The sequence below is a fragment of the Acrocarpospora phusangensis genome (assembly GCF_016862995.1).
GTDB lineage: Bacteria > Actinomycetota > Actinomycetes > Streptosporangiales > Streptosporangiaceae > Acrocarpospora > Acrocarpospora phusangensis.
In genome coordinates, this window is sequence record NZ_BOOA01000009.1 from 1 (window position 1) to 17,956 (window position 17,956).

Below are 17,956 nucleotides of genomic sequence, written 5' to 3' on the forward strand. Positions count from 1 at the left end.
CCACGAACCCCAGCCACAACAAGAACGACCACATACATGTGCCGCAAGGGAACACACAAAGACCCCGGAGAAACGCAGAAGCCCGGCGCCCCAAGAAAGGGACGCCGGGCCAAAACAGCCGTGAGATCACTCGCAACGGGCCGACACCCGTGAGGTCACTCCCGACGGGCAGCCGTCGGCTGGGGCAACGGAGCCGTCCCAGGAGCCGCCGGCGCCGTGAACGGATCCACGTTCCCGTCATCCTCAGGGAAGTCGATGTCGCAGCCTTCCCCACCGGGGAAACAATCCTCGTTCCCGTCACCCTCAGGGAAGTCAGGCGGGAAGTCACCCTCCACCTCAGGCGTCGGACTGGGCGAAGGACTGGGCACGATGTTCTCGGGAGCGCCCGCGTTGGCCCGCGGCGGGAAGTCCTGGACCTCCCAGCTCTTGTGAGCCTCGATCATGAAGTCACGCCAGATCCGCGTCGGCGCGTCCGCACCCTGGAAGCCCAGACCGACCTCGATGGCCGTCGTCTTCTTCGGGCAGTTCGAGTGCTTCGGCTGAACGATCTTGCCGTTCTTCGTCTTGCACTGCTCGCGGTACATCCCCACAGCGGTCGACAGCTGCGGCGTGAACCCGACGAACCAGGCGTCTTCCTCGCCGGTGTTGGTGCCGGTCTTGCCACCGGCGGGACGGCCGATGTTGCCGTTGCCGGAGGCCGTACCACCGGTGATGACGGCCTTCAGGGCGACGACCGAGTCGGCGGCGGCCTCGGGGGAGATCACCTGCTTGACGGATCTGCGCTCGGGCAGGACGACCTGGCGCTTGCCGTCCTTCATCTGGCTGACCTCGACGATCACGTGCGCGTCGATGTGCTTGCCACCGTTGGCGAAGATCGAGTAGCCGGCGGCCTGTTCGACTGCGGTGACGGGGGCGGTGCCGATGGAGAACAGGTACTTGTGCTCGGCGACGTCGTCGGTCATGCGCTTCTCGTCGAGACCGGCGTCGACGGCGATGGCCTTGACGGTCTCCAGCTGGCCGGGCACCGCGTACGCCATGGAGGCGTAGGCGGTGTTGATCGACTGCGCGGTGGCGCGGATGACGTCGATCGAGTCCTTCTCCCGGTGGCTATTGGTGATGCGGGTGGTCCCGTCCAGCGGGTCGGACGGGAAGGTCTTGTTGCCGGGGACGAAGCTGCTCAGGCTGTATCCGGCTTCGAGCCAGGCGGCCAGCACGTACGGCTTGAACGCGGACGCCGCCTGCTTCTTGGAGTCCCAGGGCTCGTTCCAGGGGTCGCTCACGTAGTCGTTGCCGCCGTAGAAGGCGATCACCCGGCCGTTCTTGGGGTTGACCGCGGCGAGACCGGTGTGGAACTCCTTGGACATGTTGGAGGTGACGCCGGTGACGGCCTTCTTGGCGGCCAGCATGAGGCGCCGGTCGAAGGTGGTCACGATCTTGTAGCCGCCGCTGCGCACCATGTCGGGGGTCATGCCGCGGGTCTTGAGCTCCTCCAGGGCCTGGATGACCATGTAGCCCTTCAGGCCGCCCTGCTCGTCCACGTTGCTGTCCGGCTTGGGCTTGGGGAACTTGGCGGTGGTGGGGAGGTTGCCGTACTTGGCGGGGTCGAGCTTGGCCATGGCCGCGATGACGTTGTTGAAGCGGTATTTCAGTTCCGGCGCCTCGGCCTCCCAACTGGGCGTCTGCACTCGTGCCGCCAGGTAGGCGCCCTCGGCGACGGACAGCTTCATCGCGCTCTTGCCGAAGTACGCCTGGGCGGCCGCCTCGATGCCGTACGCGCGGCCGAAGTTGATGGTGTTCAGGTAGTTGGCGAGGATCTCGTCCTTGTCCATCTCCTTGTTGATCTTGACCGCGACGAAGATCTCCTTGATCTTTCGCTTAATCGAGACCTCCTGGCTCAGGCCGTCGTAGTAGTTACGGGCCATCTGCTGGGTGATGGTGGAGGCGCCCTGGAGCTGCTGGCCGGTGGCCGTCATCCAGACCGAACGCGCCATGGCCGAGAGCGAGATGCCGGAGTCCTCACGGAAGGTGTCGTTCTCGATCGCGATGACCGCGTCCTGGACATGCACCGGGATCTTGTCGATCCCGACGATCGTCCGCTTGGTGCCCAGATGAGCGATCTTCGTCTTGCCGTCGCTGTAGTACATGACGCTGCCCTGGGCGAGCGCCTCGGCCTGCTGGACGGTGGGCACCGGGGTGTTGGCGTACGCGACGGCGATCATGCCGAACACACCCGCGGTCAGCACCGTGAACCCGATGATCACGACCTTCCAGTTGGGCAGGAACCTCTTCCAGCCCCGCCGCGGCTTCTTCTCATCGAAGTCGTCGGGCCCACCAGGACCACCAGGACCACCAGGGCCGCCGGGCGGAGGGCCGGACGCGCGCCTGCGCCGTCCCGGCTGCATCGCCTGGGTCTCCCCCGCCTCCGCCCGAAACCCCGTGGGCGGCCCGCCGATCTGCGTACGGTCCCCCGGCCCTGGCGGCCCGCCGATGTGCTGGGTACGGTCTCCCGGGCCGGGCTGACCGGGACGCGCACCCGGATGCCCCCCGGGGAAGGCGCCGGTCGGCGGACGCAGCGCCTGGGTGCGGTCGGCCGGCCCACTCGGGTACGGCACGTTGCCGCCCCGCTCCCGCTCATATCCCCGCCCCATCGGCGCCCCAGGCCGCTGCCCGGGGTTGGGGCCGTGATTAGGGCCGTGATTCGGACCGTGGTTCGGCGCCGGGTTCGGCACGGCCGAGAGGTGCCGCTCCGGGGGCACGGCCCCCATGGCGGCGGTGTCTTCGAAGGCGGCCTCGCCACGACGTGGCTCGCTGCCCGAGGTGGCCCCGGACCGGGGCCCGCTCTGGTAGCCGCCCGGGCGGGCGGGTCCAGGAGGCGCTGGAGGCTCTCCCCAGGAGGCGGGGGGTTCGCCCGGAGAACGACGGCGCCGCCCTGGGCGAGGGGCCCCGCCGGCGCCCTCACGGGGGCTGCCGGCCGACTCCGGGCCATAGCTGCTGCTGTTACTCACGCGTCCTCGATCGGTCGTTGGGGTTGCTCGTCAACGTCTACTCGGCAGGTGGGCGGGGGTTCGGCGGCTTCCTCAGCGGCGTACAGGAGTGCGTACTCAACCTGGAAGCCCGCCCCGCGCAGGGGGGTCACCTGTTCCGAGAAGGAACGAGACCGCCAGGTGGTTCCAGCCACAACCTTGACAGACCTCGACCACGTAGACCCTGAATTCCTCGTATTCATGGGCCATCCCAACAAGGTCTGACGAAGCCTTTACACGGCCGGCACAACGCCCCAGTTCGTCCCCATACACGTAGGTGACGTGCGTGACGTTCTGACGCTCGCATATCGGGCAGCCGTGCTTGGTGGGTTCCCCGAGCACCCGAGCCGCACGAAGCAGATGGGGGTGAGCGTCGCAAACGTCCCGCGACTCCACGTGGCCATTGCGGATCGACTGGATCGCCGCCCGCTTCGCGAGGCCGTAATCCACGACCGACCGCTGTGACCACATGTGGGCCAGATTACGACCCTTTACCAAATCATGGCGCATTGATGGCGAGTCCTGTCTGAGACCCGACGTAGATCCCCTCGTTGCGTGATGTAGCGGGGCGACGTATCCTCGTGATGTATCAGTTCGATACATCGGTCAGACACACTCAGACATACAGGGAGGTGGTTCCAGTGACCGGCCCCCGCGGCAACGTCCTGGAGCTCGCCGTCCTGGGCTCGCTCCACGAGACTCCCCTGCACGGCTACGAGCTCCGCAAGAGGCTCAACACGCTGCTCGGCATGTTCCGCGCGTTCTCGTACGGCTCGCTTTACCCCTGTCTGAAAAGTCTCCTCAACGACGGGCTCATCGTTGAGGAGGAGCCGCCGGAAGACGTCGTGCTCGGCCGCCGATCCAAGATCGTTTACAAGCTCACCGCCGAGGGCAAGGAACGCCTCCAGGACCTGCTCACCCAGGCCGGCCCCTCCGCGTGGGAGGACGAGAGCTTCGGCATCCACTTCGCCTTCTTCCGCCATACCGAAGCCGAAGTGCGCCTGCGCATCCTGGAAGGCCGTCGCAGCCGCCTGGAAGAGCGCCTGGAAGCGGTTCGCACCGCCCTCGCCCGGACCCGGGAAAGACTCGACAGTTACACGCTGGAGCTTCAGAGGCACGGCTTGGAATCGGTCGAGCGCGAAGTCCGCTGGTTGAACGAGCTGATCAACACAGAACGGGCGCAAGCCGTACAAAACCAAGCAGATCGGGATGAAGATCCCGATTCTCAGTAGCAAAGGAGCGAGAGCGATGGGTTCGGTTCGTGTGGCCATCGTTGGTGTGGGGAACTGCGCCGCGTCGCTGGTGCAGGGTGTTCACTACTACCGGGACGCCGACCCGGCGACACGGGTGCCGGGCCTGATGCACGTGCGGTTCGGCGACTACCACGTCGGCGACGTGGAGTTCGTGGCCGCGTTCGACGTGGACGCCAAGAAGGTCGGGCGGGACCTGTCCGAGGCGATCGTGGCCTCGGAGAACAACACCATCAAAATCTGCGACGTGCCCCCGCTGGGCGTGACCGTGCAGCGCGGCCACACCTTCGACGGGCTCGGCGAGTACTACCGGGAGATCATCGAGGAGTCCGACGAGACGCCGGTGGACGTCGTCCAGGTGCTCAAGGACGCCCGGGTGGACGTGCTCGTCTCCTACCTGCCGGTGGGTTCCGAGGAGGCCGACCGCTTCTACGCCCAGTGCGCGATCGACGCCAAGGTGGCGTTCGTCAACGCACTGCCGGTGTTCATCGCCTCCGATCCGGTCTGGGCGGAGAAGTTCACCGAGGCGGGCGTGCCGATCGTGGGCGACGACATCAAGTCGCAGGTCGGCGCGACCATCACGCACCGGGTCATGGCCAAGCTGTTCGAGGACCGCGGAGTCGAGCTGCTGCGCACGTACCAGCTCAACTTCGGCGGCAACATGGACTTCATGAACATGCTGGAGCGCAAGCGCCTCCAGTCCAAGAAGATCTCCAAGACCCAGTCGGTGACCTCGCAGATCCCGCACGAGATGCGCCGCGCCGACGTGCACATCGGCCCGTCCGACCACGTGCCGTGGCTGGACGACCGCAAGTGGGCGTACGTGCGGCTGGAAGGCCGTTCCTTCGGCGACACTCCGCTGAACCTGGAGTACAAGCTGGAGGTGTGGGACTCGCCCAACTCGGCCGGCGTGATCATCGACGCGCTCCGGGCCGCCAAGATCGCCCTGGACCGGGGCATCGGCGGGCCGATCCTGTCCGCGTCGTCCTACTTCATGAAGTCGCCGCCGGAGCAGTACTCCGACGACGAGGCCCGGGATTACGTGGAGAAGTTCATCCGCGGCGAGGTCGAACGCTGAGCTCTCCTCCCCTCAGCGCGGCCGGTCGCGCCGCGTGAGATATATGGAACGCCCCGGGCGCCGGCCCGGGGCGTTTCTTCATGGTCAGAGCTGCGCGGCTTTCGGCAGGGTGGCCGGGTCGGCGACCGGCCAGCTGAGCGGGTCGGAGCCGAGGGCGGCCAGCAGGGGCACCTGCTCCGCGGCCCACGGCGAGATCTCCAGTTCGCCGCCGAGCACCCGGTCGGCGAACTCCTTCCACGGCATCCACCGCGCCGAACCCACCTCCTCCGGGTTCGGCTCCGCGCGCCCGGCCGCGAGCGCCCGGTAGACCGGGCAGAGCTCGTGTTCGACCGTGCCGTCGTCCATGACCGCCCGATAGGAGAAGGACGGCAGCAGCAGGTCCACCGATTCGACGGTGAGCCCGAGCTCGAAGGACAGGCGGCGGACGACGGCGGCGGCCAGCGGTTCCCCGGGCAGGGGATGGCCGCAGCAGCTGTTGGTCAGCACCCCAGGCCAGGTGATCTTGTGCGCGGCCCTCGTGGTGAGCAGCACGTTGCCCTCACCGTCGAAGACGTAGCTGGAGAACGCCAGGTGGAGCGGGGTGTGGGCGCCGTGAACCGTGGACTTGGGGGCGGTGCCGATCGGGTTTCCCTCGCGGTCGACCAGCACGACATGTTCGTCTGAGGTCACGCGATCGAGAGTACGAGATCATGACCCGTGGGGGGACCTGTATCCGAGATCACCCTGATGTCCTGTTTTGGCGGATCGCGTTGCCCTGCCGACTAGGCTGTCGGCGTGCCCTACGTCTCAGATCTGCGCGTCGTCCTGCGAGGCAGGGATTTCCGGCGCCTCTTCGGCACCCGCCTGGTCTCGCAGTTCTCCGACGGCATCTTCCAGTTCGCGGTGGCCGGCTACGCGTTCTTCAGCCCGGAGAAGCAGACCTCGGTGGCGGATGTGGCGGCGGCGTTCGCCGTGCTGCTGCTGCCGTACTCGATCATCGGGCCGTTCGCGGGGGTGTTCATCGACCGCTGGTCGCGGCGGCAGATCCTGGTCATCGGGCCGCTGGTGCGCGGGGTGTTCCTGTTCGGGGCCGCGGCGGCGGTGGCCGTGCACGCGCCCGACTGGGTGTTCTACGCGGCGGCCTTCGGGGTGCTGGGCGTCAACCGGTTCTTCCTGGCCGCGCTGGGGGCCTCGCTGCCGCACGTGGTGCCGGCCGACCAGCTCATGATGGCCAACGCGGTCACCCCGACGTCGGGCACGGTGGCCACGTTCATCGGCGCGGGCGCGGGTTTCGTGTTCCGGTTCGCGTTCGGCGCCGGGTACGGCGGAACCGCCGCCATCCTGGTCATCTCCGGACTGATCTTCGGCTCCAGCTCCCTGATCGCGGCCACCATGGCGCGGGACCTGCTCGGCCCGGCCTACGACCCGGCGCGCCCGCAGACCAGGGAGGCGCTCAGGAACGTCGTCACCGGCCTGCGGGACGGCGCCAGGCACGTCCTGCACCGGCGCTCCCCGGCCTCGGCGCTCGGCAGCATGGCCGCGCACCGGCTGCTCTACGGCATGTCGATGGGCTTAGTGCTGCTGCTCTACCGCTACTACTTCACCGACAACCCGGAAGCCGGCCTGGAGCAGATCACCGGCGTGGTGGCCACCTCCGGGGTCGGCTACTTCCTGGCGGCCCTGGTCACGCCGTGGGCGACCCAGCGGTTCAGGATCGAGACCTGGATCCCGATGATGCTGCTGGCGGCGGGCGTGCTGGAGTTCGCGCTGTGCGTGCCGTTCCGGGAGCCGGGCTTCCTGGTGGCCGGGTTCGTGCTGGGCATCACCGGCCAGAGCATCAAGATCTGCACCGACACGGTGGTGCAGCGGGACATCGAGGACGCCTACCTGGGCCGGATCTTCTCCATCTACGACTTCCTGTTCAACGGCATGTTCGTGGTCGGCGTCTCCATCGCCGCGCTGCTGCTGCCGCCGAACGGCCGCTCGGTCGGCGTGCTCGCCCTGATCTGCGCGCTGTACGGCGTGTCCGCCCTCGGCTACCGCCTGATCGCGCGTCCCCGCGTGCCGGTCACGGCGTCCTGAGCGTCCGGGCGGCGGCCACCATGGCCTCCGTGACCATGGCCAGTTCCTCCGGGCCGCAGGCGTACGGCGGCATGGTGTAGATCAGCTTCCCGAACGGCCGCAACCAGACCCCGTGCTCCATCACGACGTCCTGAATTCTCTGGACATCGACGGGCTCGTGGGCCTCGATCACCCCGATCGCCCCCAGCACCCGCACATCCTCCGCGTACGGCTCCGCCGCCGCCAGCCCGTCGACCAGCGCGGCCTCGATCGCCTTGACCTCCTCCCGCCAGGGCCGCTCCGCCAGCAGTTCCAGCGAGGCGCCGGCCACGGCCGTGGCGAGAGGATTGCCCATGTACGTAGGCCCGTGCATGAGCACCCCGATGCGCTCGGCCACCTCAGCCGTGCACAGGGTCGCCGCCAGCGTGAGATAGCCCCCGGTCAGCGCCTTCCCCACGCACATGATGTCCGGCCGCACACCCGCGTGGTCGCAGCCGAACATCTCGCCGGTGCGCCCGAAGCCGGTCGCGATCTCATCCGCGATCAGCAGCAGCCCGTGCTCGTCGGCCAGCTCCCGGAATTTCCGGAGATAGCCGGGATGGTAGAAACGCATGCCCCCGGCGCCCTGGACCACGGGCTCCACGATGATCGCCGCCAGCTCGTGCGCGTGCCGCGCCAGAAGCCCGGCCACCTCGTCGAGGTAGTCCTGGTCCGGAACCGCCTCGTACCCCAGCGGCGGCGGGGGCGCGAACACGTGCTGCGCCAGCGCGCCCGTGAACAGATGGTGCATGCCGTTCACCGGGTCGCACACCGACATGCACGCGAAGGTGTCCCCGTGGTAGCCGCCCCGGACCGTGAACAGCCGGGTCCTCCCGGTCGCCTGGACGGCCATCTTGATCGCCACCTCGACCGCGACCGAGCCGGAGTCGGCCAGGAACACCCGGTCGAGCCCGGTCAGCTCGGTCAGCCGGACCGCGAGCCGGACCGCGGGCTCGTGCGTCAGCCCCCCGAACATGACGTGCGCCATGTCGTCCAGCTGCGCCCTGATCGCCTGATCCAGCCTGGCGTGCCGGTAACCGTGGATCGCCGCCCACCAGGACGACATGCCGTCCACGAGCTCCCGCCCGTCGGTGAGCGTGAGCCGTACGCCCTCCGCGCGGGCCACCGCGTGCACCGGCACGGCCGGCGGGAACGACGTGTACGGATGCCAGACGTGCTCGCGGTCCAGCCGGAGCAGGTCATCCATGGGCGGCGGCCCAGGCCAGCAGCCGCTCCTTGGCCGCCTCCTTGCCGATCATTCCCTCGTCCATGCGGATGTCCATCATGAACTTGTACGCGCGCCCGACCATCGGCCCCGGCGCGATGCCGAGGATCTCCTGGATCTCGTTGCCGTCGAGCTCGGGACGGATCTTGGCGATCTCCTCCTCCTCGGCCAGCCGGGCGATGCGCTCCTCCAGCTGGTCGTAGGTGCGCGACAGGGCCGCGGCCTTGCGCCTGTTGCGGGTCGTGCAGTCGGCCCTGGTGAGCTTGTGCAGCCGGTCCAGCAGGTGGTCGGCGTCGCGCACGTAGCGCCGGACCGCGCTGTCGGTCCACTCGCCGTCGCCGTAGCCGTGGAAGCGCAGGTGCAGCTCCACCAGGCGGGCCACGTCGGAGACGACCTCCTTGGGGAACTTCAGCTCGGACAGCCGCCGCTTGGCCAGCTGCGCGCCGACCACCTCGTGGTGGTGGAAGGAGACCCGGCCGCCGGGCTCGTTCCTGCGGGTCTTCGGCTTGCCGACGTCGTGCAGCAGGGCCGCCCAGCGCAGCACCCGGTCGGGGCCGGCGCTCTCCTGGGCGATGGCCTGCTCCAGCACGATCAGCGTGTGCTCGTAGACGTCCTTGTGCCGGTGGTGCTCGTCGATCTCCAGGCGGAGCTTCGGCAGCTCGGGCAGGACGTGCGCGGCCAGGCCCGTCTCCACCAGCAGGCTCAGGCCCGCGCGCGGGTTCGCCCCGCAGATCAGCTTGTCCAGCTCGGTCTGGATGCGCTCGGCCGAGACGATCTCGATCCGCTCGGCCATGTCGCGCATCGCGGCCACCGCGGCCTCGTCCACGGTGAAGCCCAGCTGGGAGGCGAACCTGGCGGCGCGCAGCATGCGCAGCGGGTCGTCGCCGAAGGACTGCTCGGGCGTGCCCGGGGTGCGCAGCACGCGGTCGGCCAGGTCGCGCAGGCCGCCGTGCGGGTCCACGAACTCGTGGCTCGGCAGCCGTACCGCCATGGCGTTGACGGCGAAGTCGCGGCGGGCCAGGTCGCCTTCGAGCGAGTCGCCGTACTGGACCTCGGGTTTGCGGGACTTCGGGTCGTACGCCTCGCTGCGGTAGGTGGTGATCTCCAGCTGCCAGTCGCCCTTGCGCGCGCCGACGGTGCCGAACTCGATGCCGATCGTCCAGAACGCGTCGGCCCAGTCCCGGACGATCTCCAGGACCTGCTCGGGACGGGCGTCGGTGGTCAGGTCGAGGTCGTGGCCGGCCCGGCCGAGCAGCACGTCACGCACCGGACCGCCGACCAGGGCCAGCTCGTGGCCACGCTTGGCGAACACCTCGCCGAGCTCGTCCACGACGGGCTCGACGCGGCGGAACAGGTCGGTCACGGCGCTCTCTACACGATTTGTTGGGGACAAGCGGGGTAGTCCTTCGATTACGGAACAGGTGCCTCTGAGCTAGTACACCTTTGGCGATCACCAGGTTACGGTCAGTCGCAGATCTGTCGGGGGCCGACGAAGGAGCACAGACAATGCAGGACGCCCTCGCGATCCACCGCCGGCTCCTCGCCCACCAGATCCACCATGAGATCGTACGGCTTCCTCGTGTCCTGACTTGCTTCGACGACCTGCCGGAGGTATTGGGGGTCCCCGCGCGGACCTGTGTCGGGGTCACCGTCTTCGAGGTGACCGTGCGATCCGTCCGGGACGCGGTGGCCGTCATCGGCTCGGTCGCGGAACCGCCGAAGCCCGCCGCGGTGGGCGCGCTGCTGGGCGCGCAGCGGGTCCGGCTCGCCTCGGCCTTCCTCGTGAACGCCGTCACCGACTACGCGGCCGGTCTGGTCGGGCCGCTGCTGCTGCCCGAACGCCTCACCGCGCTCATCGATCAGCGCCTGATCGATCACACCGATCCGGACGAATTCCTCCACACCGCCACCGGAGAGCGCAGCACCGTCTTGCGGCTACGGGCCATCCATTTGTTCGCCCTCGTCGACGCCAAGCCAGTGGATCTCACTGGTAACGGACGCACCAGCTGACATCGGCCACATATCGAAGGCCTATAGCATTCAGGGCGTGCGTCGCCTGGTTTCCCTTCTGACCGCCGCCTGGCTTGTCGCGCCGGGCCTGGCGCACCCGGCGAGCGCGCGCGCCTCGGTGCTGGCCGACGCGCTGGTGGTGACGGAGATCTCCCCCGAGGCGCCCACCGACCCCCGCGCGCCCATCACGATCTCCGGCGAGGTCACCGGCACCCCCCGCGCCCCCATCAAGGTCAGATTCCGGTACGGCCTGGGCGGTCCCTTCCAGAGCCGCGCCGACATGGACGCCCACGCCACCGGCCAGGCCGACTACACCAGCGGCTTCGACACCAGGATCCAGGGCGGCACCGCGCTGGACGCCGCCGGCAAGCTCTCCTTCACCGTCGACTTCACCCCCGCCCAGCTGGGCCTCATCCGGGCGGGCGTGTACCCGCTGACCATCGAGGCCCTGGACGGCCTCACCGAGCAGCCCCTGTCGGCCGTACGGACCTTCCTGACCTACCTGCCGGCGGGCACGCAGATCGGCAGGACCAGGATCGCCGCCGCGCTGCCTCTGGTCGGGCGGCAGCACCAGGCCGACGACAGCGTCTTCATGAACGAGGACCTGCTCGGCGACGGCCGCCTGGCCGGGCTGCGCAAGCTGGCCGAGACCGTGGACGGCAACGTCACCTGGTTCGTGGACCCGGCCCTGCTGGACGACGCCCACCGGCTCTCCCAGGCGCACAGGAACAGCGAGAGCGGCGACGAGCTGGACCGGTCGGCCGACGCCGAGGCGGGAGCCTGGCTGGAGGGGGTCCGCGCCGCGCTGACCGACAACCCGGTCGTCGCCACGCCGTACGGGGACGCGGATCTGACCGCGCTGGTGCACAACGGGCTGGACGACGCGACCGGGCAGGCCGTCAGCCAGGGCTCGGCCATCGCCAGCCAGCTCCTCAAACGGCAGATCCCGTCCAACACGGTGTGGCCGGTGGGCGGCGTGATCGACCGGGACGCCCTGGACGAGCTGGCCATCAGCGGCGCCCGCTCGGTCCTGCTGACCGGGTCGGCGCTGCCGCCGGTCAACCCCGCGGAGGCGGTCACCGCGGCCCCGGCCGCGCCGGTGGACACGGTCAACGGCCAGCTCACCGCGCAGCTGGCCGATCCGGTCCTGAGCCAGCTGCTGAGCACCGACACCCGGTCGCCGGGGGCGGCGCTGACCGCGCGGCAGCGCTTCGTGGCGGAGACCGCCATGATCTCCCTGTCCCAGCCGCCGAAGCGGGTGGCCAGCGTGATCGTCGCGCCCCCCGCCCGGCTGTGGAACCCCGACCCGGACTTCGTGGCCGGGCTGCTCAAGCCGCTGCCGTGGACCCGGTCGGTCCGGCTGGACAGCATCAAGCCGGACAAGACCGCCCGGGGTGACCTCGTGTACTCGCCGCAGGCGCGGCAGGGCGAACTGTCCAAGGCGTACATGACCACGCTGCGCAAGCTGTCCAGGAAGGTGGACACGGCCACCCAGGTGCCCACCAGCGGCGTACGGGTGTTCGAGACGGCCGTGCTGCGGCTGGCCTCGGCCGCCTGGCGCGGCCAGCGCAACGAGAAGGAGGCCGCCGCCTACGTCGCCCAGGTCGAGCGGGCGGTGGACGAGCGGATCGCCAAGGTGTCGGTGGCCCGGCCGGAGGACCCGCGCTCGATCGCGGGCGAGAACGGCAGGATCCCGGTCACCGTCAAGAACGACATGGCGGAGGACGCCAAGGTCGCCATCCGGGTGCGCTCCAGCCATCCGCAGCTGCTCGCGGTGGAAGCCCGCGACGGCGTCTACCAGACCGACACGGTCGTGGTGCCCGGCGGCAAGACGCAGTCCTTCGACGTGCCGGTGACCGTACGCGGCGACGGCGGCCAGGCCACGCTCAACGTGCAGCTGGTCACGCCGCAGGGCCGCGTGTTCGGCAAGGCGGCCAAACTGACGGTCTCCGCGACCGGCTACGGCGGCATCGCCCTGGTGATCGTCGGCGCCGCCGTCGTCATCATGCTGGCGGCCGTGGTGATGCGCGTCCTACGCCGCCGCTCCACCAAACGACCGATTCTGCCGTCCCCCATCCGGGAACCCAGCGAGGCGTGAACATGGCTTGGCCGCGCCCCACATACGACTAAGAGGGCGGGCGCCGGGGTGTGCCTGCGGGGATGCTCCCCAGTAACCTCGTGAATCTCTTGGACTGAGGAGTGATATGAGCCGGTTGCTGCGGGCCAGCGCGATCATGGCGGCGGGCACGCTCGTCTCGCGGCTGACCGGCTTTCTGCGGACCGCCATCCTGGCCTCCGCGATCGGCGTGACCATCCTCGGGGACGCGTACAACGTCGCGTACACGATTCCGTTCGTGCTCTTCGACCTGCTCATCGGCGGGGTGTTGAGCAGCGTGATCGTGCCGGCCATCCTGCGGCACCACAAGGAGGACGCGGACGGTGGGCGGGCCTACGAGCAGCGACTGCTGACGGCGGCCGTCGTCGGGCTCACCCTCGTCGCCGTCGTGGCCGTGCTGCTGTCCCGGCCTCTTGTCGTGCTGTACGCCGACGACCTGGCGCCGAGGGGCCTGGACACGGCGGTCACGCTGGCCCAGCTGATCCTGCCGCAGATCGCCTTCTTCGGCGTGGGCGCGGTGGCCGGGGCGATCCTTAACACCCGGGACCGGTTCGGCGCGCCGATGTGGGCGCCGGTGCTCAACAACATCGTGGTCATCGGGGTGGGCGTCGCCTACCTGCTGCGGGACGGCACCCACGACGTGGACACGGTGACCAGGTCGGACCTGCTGCTGCTCGGGCTCGGCACGACGGCGGGCATCGTGGCCCAGGCCATCGTGCTGATCGCCGCGCTGCACGCGGCCGGGTTCCGGTTCCGGCCGCGATTCGACATCTGGCGGGCCGGGCTGGGGGAGCTGACCCGGCTGGCGGTCTGGACGCTCGCGTTCGTGGCGATCAACCAGGTCGGGTTCGTGGTGACCACCCGGCTGGCCACCGGGGCGGGCAGCCTCGCGGCGGCGGACGGCGTCGACGGGCGGGGGCTCACGCCGTACTCGTACGCGTTCCAGCTGTTCCAGTTGCCGTACGGGATCATCGCGGTCTCGGTGATCACGGCCATGCTGCCGCGGTTGAGCGTGTTCGTCCGGGACGGGGAGTTCGACTCGGCGCGGGCGGAGTTCGCGTCCGCGGTGCGCATGGTCAGCTCGGTGATCGTGCCGGCGGGGCTGCTGCTGATGGTGCTGGGGCCGTCGGTGACCGTACTGATCTTCGGGCGGGGGGCGGTCTCCACCGAGCAGGCGATCTACATCGGGCACGTGCTCCAGGTCTTCGGGGTCGCCCTGGTGCCGTTCTCGATCTTCCAGCTGCTGCTGCGGGTCTTCTACAGCTTCGGCGACACCCGGACCCCGGCGCTGATCGCGGGATTCAACGTGCTGGTCAACGCGGCGATCGGGATCACGCTGTACTTCACGCTGCCGCCGGAGATGGTGGTGATGGGGCTGGCCGGGGCGTTCACCGTGACGTACGTGGCGGGGAGCGCGCTCACCTGGCTGCTGGCCAGCCGCAGGATCGGCGGCCTCGGCGGCCGGCTGGTGGCCTCCGGCCTGTCCCGGATGTACCTGGCCGCCATCCCGGCCGCCCTGGTCGCCCTGCTGGTCCTGTGGGGGAGCGTACGGCTGGCCGAGATCACGGCGATCACCTCCGCGGTGGTGCTGGCGGTAGGCGGCGGGCTCGGCGGCGCGGTATACCTGTTCGTCGCGCACCGGCTCCGCATCGACGAGGTCGGTTCCATCATTGGAATGGTGACGAGGCGGGTAGGACGCTAAACGGTTTCCCGACCCCGGATCTGTGGTCCGGACGGGCGTGGTGCGGCTCTGTCACGGCACTAGCATGGTGTGGCAGAGGTAAAAACCGGTGAGCGGAGGCAAAGCGTGGGCGGATGCACACTGCGTCCCCGGCCTGGTGCGGGAGCGGCCCGGTGAGCATGTCCGCCGTAGAACCCGGCACCCGACTCGCCAACCGCTTCCGGCTTGAGGACCGGGTGAGCGAATCCGCCGGCGCCACCCTGTGGAAGGCCATCGACGAGATCCTCGCCAGGCCCGTCGCCGTGCACACCTTCAGCCCCGAGTTCCCCCGCGAGTCCGAGGTCGTCCTGGCCGCGCGGGCCGCGAGCCGGCTGCACGACCCCCGGCTCACCCAGGTGTTCGACGCCGCCGACGAGGACGGCACCGCCTACGTGGTGAGCGAGTGGGTGACCGGCGACTCCCTGCTCGACCTGCTCGAAGCCGGGCCGATGGACCCGGAGCGCGGCGCCGTGCTGGTCGCCGAGGCCGCCGAGGCCCTCGCCCACGCGCACGAAGCCGGCATGTGCCACCTGAACCTGACACCCGGCCGGCTGATGTGGACCGAGGGCGGCACGGTCAAGCTGCTCGGGGTGGGCGTGGACGCGGCCATCCTCGGCCTGGAGGCCGAATCCCCCGAGGACTCGCAGCGGCGGGACGCGGAGGGTCTCGGGCGGCTGCTGTACGCGGCGCTGACCGGACACTGGCCCGGCGAGGACGACTGCGGCCTGCCGCCCGCGCCCCTGGACGACGGCAAGATCTGCACGCCGCGCCAGGTGACCGCCGGAGTGCCCGGCTACCTGGACACGATCGCGAGCCGCGCCCTCGGCGTCAAACGCGGGGCCCCTCCGCTGGAGACCCCCGCCGCCGTGGCCGAGGAACTGGCCCAGGTCCCCCGCCCGGTGCCCGCCCCCGCCTCGACCGTGCCGCCGTCGGTGGAGTTGCGCGCCGAGGCGCCCGACACGCTCAACATCCGGCCGGTGGCCGTGCCCCGGCCGCAGCCGGCCCGCCCGCCCGGCCTGTTCAGCCGGTTCATCGTCACCATCGTGGTCCTGCTGGTGATGGCCGTGGTCGGCATCGGCGCCTGGAGCCTGGGCAAGAGCCTCGGCACCGAGGCCTCGCCCAGCACCAGCGCGCCCACCACACCCGGCGCGGAACCCGCCAAGACCGTCGCCCTCACCCCCGCCGGGGCCATCGGCTTCGACCCGCTCGGGGACGGCGAGGAGCGCAACGAACTCGCCCCGCGCGCCATCGACGGCTCGTACGGCACCGACTGGCACACCGAGTCCTACAACGACGCCAAGTTCGGCGGCCTGAAGAAGGGGGTCGGGCTCCTCATCGACCTCGGGCGGGACGCGCGGTTAACGAAGGTGACCGTGGACTTCGGGGACGTGCCCGGCGGGGCCGCGGAGCTCAAGCTGGGCGCCGAGCCCACGCCGGAGGCGCTCACCACGGCCGCGTCCACCAAGGAGGCCATGGGCAAGGTCAGCTTCGACCTGGGCGGGAGCGAGCCGAGCCGGTATCTCATGGTGTGGTTCACGGAGCTGCCGCCGTACCAGAGCCGGTTCCGTGGGACGGTGCTGGATCTGGAGATCACGGCGACGGAAGAGTAGTCGAGTGGGGTTGTCCACAAGCGCGACCAAGCCATTTGATCTGGTTTGAGCGCCTTGTAGCCGCTGAGGGGAAGTATGGTGGCACCATCGTGGACCTGAAGACCCTGGGATCGGCGACGTGACCCCTCCTCCAGAACAGCCGGCAACGCCCGAGCACTCCGCAGTCGCGGGCGCCCGGGCGTCGGTGACGGACGCCGACCTGCTCGCCCGTCACATCGGCGGTGATCCGCAGGCCTTCAGTGAGATCGTCAAACGGCACCGGGACCGTATGTGGGCGGTCGCCCTGCGTACGCTGGGTGATCCGGATGAGGCGGCGGATGCCGTACAGGACGCGTTCATGTCCGCTTATCGGAAGGCGGACAGCTTCCGGGGGGACGCGGCGGTCACCACCTGGCTGCACCGGATCGTGGTGAACGCCTGCCTGGACCGGATGCGGCGCAAGTCCGTGCGGCCCGTGGCCGACGACGAGCTGATCGAGGCGGCCGAGCGGGACACCCAGCTGCCCGACCAGACCGCCGAACGCGAAGTGTCCATGGAGGTTACGGCGGCGCTCAAACTGCTGCCGTCGGACCAGCGGGCGGCTCTGGTGCTCGTGGACATGATGGGGTATTCAGTGGAGGACGCGGCGTCTGTGCTTGGGGTGCCCGCGGGGACCGTGAAGAGCCGCTGTGCGCGAGGTCGTGCGAAACTCGCCCCGATTCTTTCGCATCTGCGGAACCGAACAGACCTCACTCGCGTCTCATCCGCGAAGGGAGCAGAACTTCGTGACGGGTGATACGCATTACGACCTGGAGATCCTCGCAGAGCTGGCGGAGGGGTTGCTAGACGACGCGACCGCTCGCCGGGTTCGGGAGCATCTGGCGGTCTGTGATCCCTGCGGGGAGAGCTTGGCCGATCTGGCTGCCGTGCGGGAGATGCTGGCGGCGGTGCCGGTTCCGGCCATGCCGCTGGGGGTTGCGATGCGGATCGACCGCGCGCTCGCCGACGAGCCGAACCCCTTCGCCTCCGTGCCGGTGGGTGCCAACGGGTTGTCGAAGCTGTCCCTCGTTCCCGCTCTGGATGCGTCTGCCGAGGTGGACTCGGAGGAGCTTGCGACTGTCACGCCGATTCGGCGGGGGCGGCGGGTCTGGGTGGCGACGCTGGGGATGGCGGCCGCCGCTGCTGGGGTTTTCGGGGCTTCCGTGCTGGCGAGCAGTCTGATGTCCGCGCCGGGAGGGACGCTCGCGGAGCCGCCGGCTACGAGTGTGTCGACGCCGGAGAGGTCTCCGCAGCGGACGCTGGCTTATACCGTTCGGGCCAGTGGGCACAACTACACGTCGCGGGAGCTGTCCGGGCCGCTCGTGGGGTACTTCGGGCCTGAGCCTGGTACGGGGAGCAACAACGACGAGCAGCTGGATGCTTGCGTGCAGGACAAGGCCAATGAGCTCGATCGGCCGCCGATCGCGGTGGATCGGGCGCAGTACAACGGCAGCGAAGCCACGGTGATGGCGTTCTGGGAAGACCAGAGTCTCGACAAGGTTCGTGTCGTGGTTGTGGATGACAACTGCCGCGAGCTTCGGCAAGACGGTTTGGCTACCTGGAACTAGGCCGTTGGTGGTTCTCCCACCCACCCACCTTTTTTGAGCTGGCGCTCGGCTCTCCGTCCAGTCGGCGACCGTCTTGAGGGCAGCTTGGCCGGGTATCACGCCTACGCGACCCGCGCCGACTCACAGCGCCGGTTGGGCCACGATCTTCGCCTACGACGAGCTGACCCAGCGCTGGCTGGCGAAAGTGGCCCAAATCACGAGCAGCGGCTCCGGCTGAGGGTGCCGGGCGGGGGCGAGGGCCGTGGGTTCGGGGGGTAGG

Annotated in this window: 14 protein-coding genes; 9 read left to right on the forward strand and 5 right to left on the reverse strand. The window is 69.5% G+C overall.

All coding sequences use genetic code 11. From position 1 onward, the window contains the following. Positions 1 to 155 precede the first annotated feature (155 nt). Together Aph01nite_RS07400 and Aph01nite_RS07405 are read right to left on the reverse strand one after the other, a co-directional pair. Complete coding sequence (locus Aph01nite_RS07400; protein ID WP_204040017.1) at positions 156 to 2,648, reverse strand: transglycosylase domain-containing protein; 2,493 nt, start codon at positions 2,646 to 2,648, stop codon at positions 156 to 158. A 453-nt stretch (positions 2,649 to 3,101) separates the two neighbouring features. After that, on the reverse strand, positions 3,102 to 3,626 hold the full coding sequence (locus Aph01nite_RS07405; protein ID WP_307836765.1) for a DUF5318 family protein: 525 nt from the start codon (positions 3,624 to 3,626) through the stop codon (positions 3,102 to 3,104). Positions 3,627 to 3,664: 38 nt separating this feature from the next. Here Aph01nite_RS07405 and Aph01nite_RS07410 point away from each other — a divergent pair, with 38 nt between their 5' ends. Both Aph01nite_RS07410 and Aph01nite_RS07415 read left to right on the forward strand, forming a co-directional pair. Next, positions 3,665 to 4,255 carry a PadR family transcriptional regulator gene (locus Aph01nite_RS07410; RefSeq protein WP_239161464.1) on the forward strand — a complete coding sequence of 197 codons (591 nt, stop codon included), beginning with the start codon at positions 3,665 to 3,667 and terminating at the stop codon, positions 4,253 to 4,255. 16 nt (positions 4,256 to 4,271) lie between these two features. After that, a complete protein-coding gene (locus tag Aph01nite_RS07415; RefSeq protein WP_204040019.1) occupies positions 4,272 to 5,351 on the forward strand; it encodes an inositol-3-phosphate synthase in 1,080 nt (359 codons plus the stop codon). A gap of 84 nt (positions 5,352 to 5,435) precedes the next feature. Here Aph01nite_RS07415 and idi read toward each other — a convergent pair whose 3' ends face one another. Continuing rightward, complete coding sequence (gene idi, locus Aph01nite_RS07420) at positions 5,436 to 6,020, reverse strand: isopentenyl-diphosphate Delta-isomerase (protein WP_204040020.1); 585 nt, start codon at positions 6,018 to 6,020, stop codon at positions 5,436 to 5,438. A gap of 105 nt (positions 6,021 to 6,125) precedes the next feature. Here idi and Aph01nite_RS07425 point away from each other — a divergent pair, with 105 nt between their 5' ends. Beyond that, the gene (locus tag Aph01nite_RS07425; protein ID WP_204040021.1) at positions 6,126 to 7,412 is read left to right on the forward strand and encodes an MFS transporter; all 1,287 of its coding nucleotides are present in this window, start codon (positions 6,126 to 6,128) and stop codon (positions 7,410 to 7,412) included. Here the strand turns inward: Aph01nite_RS07425 and Aph01nite_RS07430 are convergent. Together Aph01nite_RS07430 and Aph01nite_RS07435 are read right to left on the reverse strand one after the other, a co-directional pair. Then, entirely contained in the window at positions 7,399 to 8,637 is a 1,239-nt protein-coding gene (locus Aph01nite_RS07430) for an adenosylmethionine--8-amino-7-oxononanoate transaminase (protein ID WP_204040022.1), read from the reverse strand. The two genes, Aph01nite_RS07425 and Aph01nite_RS07430, sit on opposite strands and share 14 nt — an antisense overlap. Beyond that, positions 8,630 to 10,066, reverse strand: coding sequence for a CCA tRNA nucleotidyltransferase (locus Aph01nite_RS07435; protein WP_204040167.1), 1,437 nt, complete (start codon positions 10,064 to 10,066; stop codon positions 8,630 to 8,632). The genes Aph01nite_RS07430 and Aph01nite_RS07435 overlap by 8 nt, the downstream gene beginning before the upstream one ends. A gap of 95 nt (positions 10,067 to 10,161) precedes the next feature. Between Aph01nite_RS07435 and Aph01nite_RS07440 the strand changes: the two genes are divergently transcribed. From Aph01nite_RS07440 to Aph01nite_RS07465, 6 genes are all read left to right on the forward strand, one after another. Next, complete coding sequence (locus Aph01nite_RS07440; RefSeq protein ID WP_204040023.1) at positions 10,162 to 10,665, forward strand: aminoacyl-tRNA deacylase; 504 nt, start codon at positions 10,162 to 10,164, stop codon at positions 10,663 to 10,665. Positions 10,666 to 10,702: 37 nt separating this feature from the next. Continuing rightward, entirely contained in the window at positions 10,703 to 12,763 is a 2,061-nt protein-coding gene (locus Aph01nite_RS07445) for a DUF6049 family protein (RefSeq protein WP_204040024.1), read from the forward strand. Between the two features lie 106 nt (positions 12,764 to 12,869). Continuing rightward, positions 12,870 to 14,483, forward strand: a complete 1,614-nt coding sequence (murJ, locus tag Aph01nite_RS07450) for a murein biosynthesis integral membrane protein MurJ (RefSeq protein ID WP_204040025.1) — start codon at positions 12,870 to 12,872, stop codon at positions 14,481 to 14,483. 113 nt (positions 14,484 to 14,596) lie between these two features. After that, a complete protein-coding gene (locus Aph01nite_RS07455) occupies positions 14,597 to 16,111 on the forward strand; it encodes a protein kinase family protein (RefSeq protein WP_239161465.1) in 1,515 nt (504 codons plus the stop codon). Positions 16,112 to 16,229: 118 nt separating this feature from the next. Then, entirely contained in the window at positions 16,230 to 16,886 is a 657-nt protein-coding gene (gene sigM, locus Aph01nite_RS07460; protein ID WP_373872270.1) for an RNA polymerase sigma factor SigM, read from the forward strand. Continuing rightward, on the forward strand, positions 16,876 to 17,697 hold the full coding sequence (locus Aph01nite_RS07465; protein WP_204040026.1) for an anti-sigma factor family protein: 822 nt from the start codon (positions 16,876 to 16,878) through the stop codon (positions 17,695 to 17,697). The genes sigM and Aph01nite_RS07465 overlap by 11 nt, the downstream gene beginning before the upstream one ends. Positions 17,698 to 17,956 lie beyond the last annotated feature (259 nt).

Bases quoted from the DNA above. Each gene is read 5' to 3' on its own strand.
- murJ (WP_204040025.1), top strand. From the start codon at position 12,870: ATGAGCCGGTTGCTGCGGGCCAGCGCGATCATGGCGGCGGGCACGCTC.
- Aph01nite_RS07405 (WP_307836765.1), bottom strand. From the start codon at position 3,626: ATGTATCGAACTGATACATCACGAGGATACGTCGCCCCGCTACATCAC.
- Aph01nite_RS07455 (WP_239161465.1), top strand. From the start codon at position 14,597: ATGCACACTGCGTCCCCGGCCTGGTGCGGGAGCGGCCCGGTGAGCATG.
- Aph01nite_RS07415 (WP_204040019.1), top strand. From the start codon at position 4,272: ATGGGTTCGGTTCGTGTGGCCATCGTTGGTGTGGGGAACTGCGCCGCG.
- Aph01nite_RS07440 (WP_204040023.1), top strand. From the start codon at position 10,162: ATGCAGGACGCCCTCGCGATCCACCGCCGGCTCCTCGCCCACCAGATC.
- Aph01nite_RS07430 (WP_204040022.1), bottom strand. From the start codon at position 8,637: ATGGATGACCTGCTCCGGCTGGACCGCGAGCACGTCTGGCATCCGTAC.
- Aph01nite_RS07400 (WP_204040017.1), bottom strand. From the start codon at position 2,648: ATGGGGCGGGGATATGAGCGGGAGCGGGGCGGCAACGTGCCGTACCCG.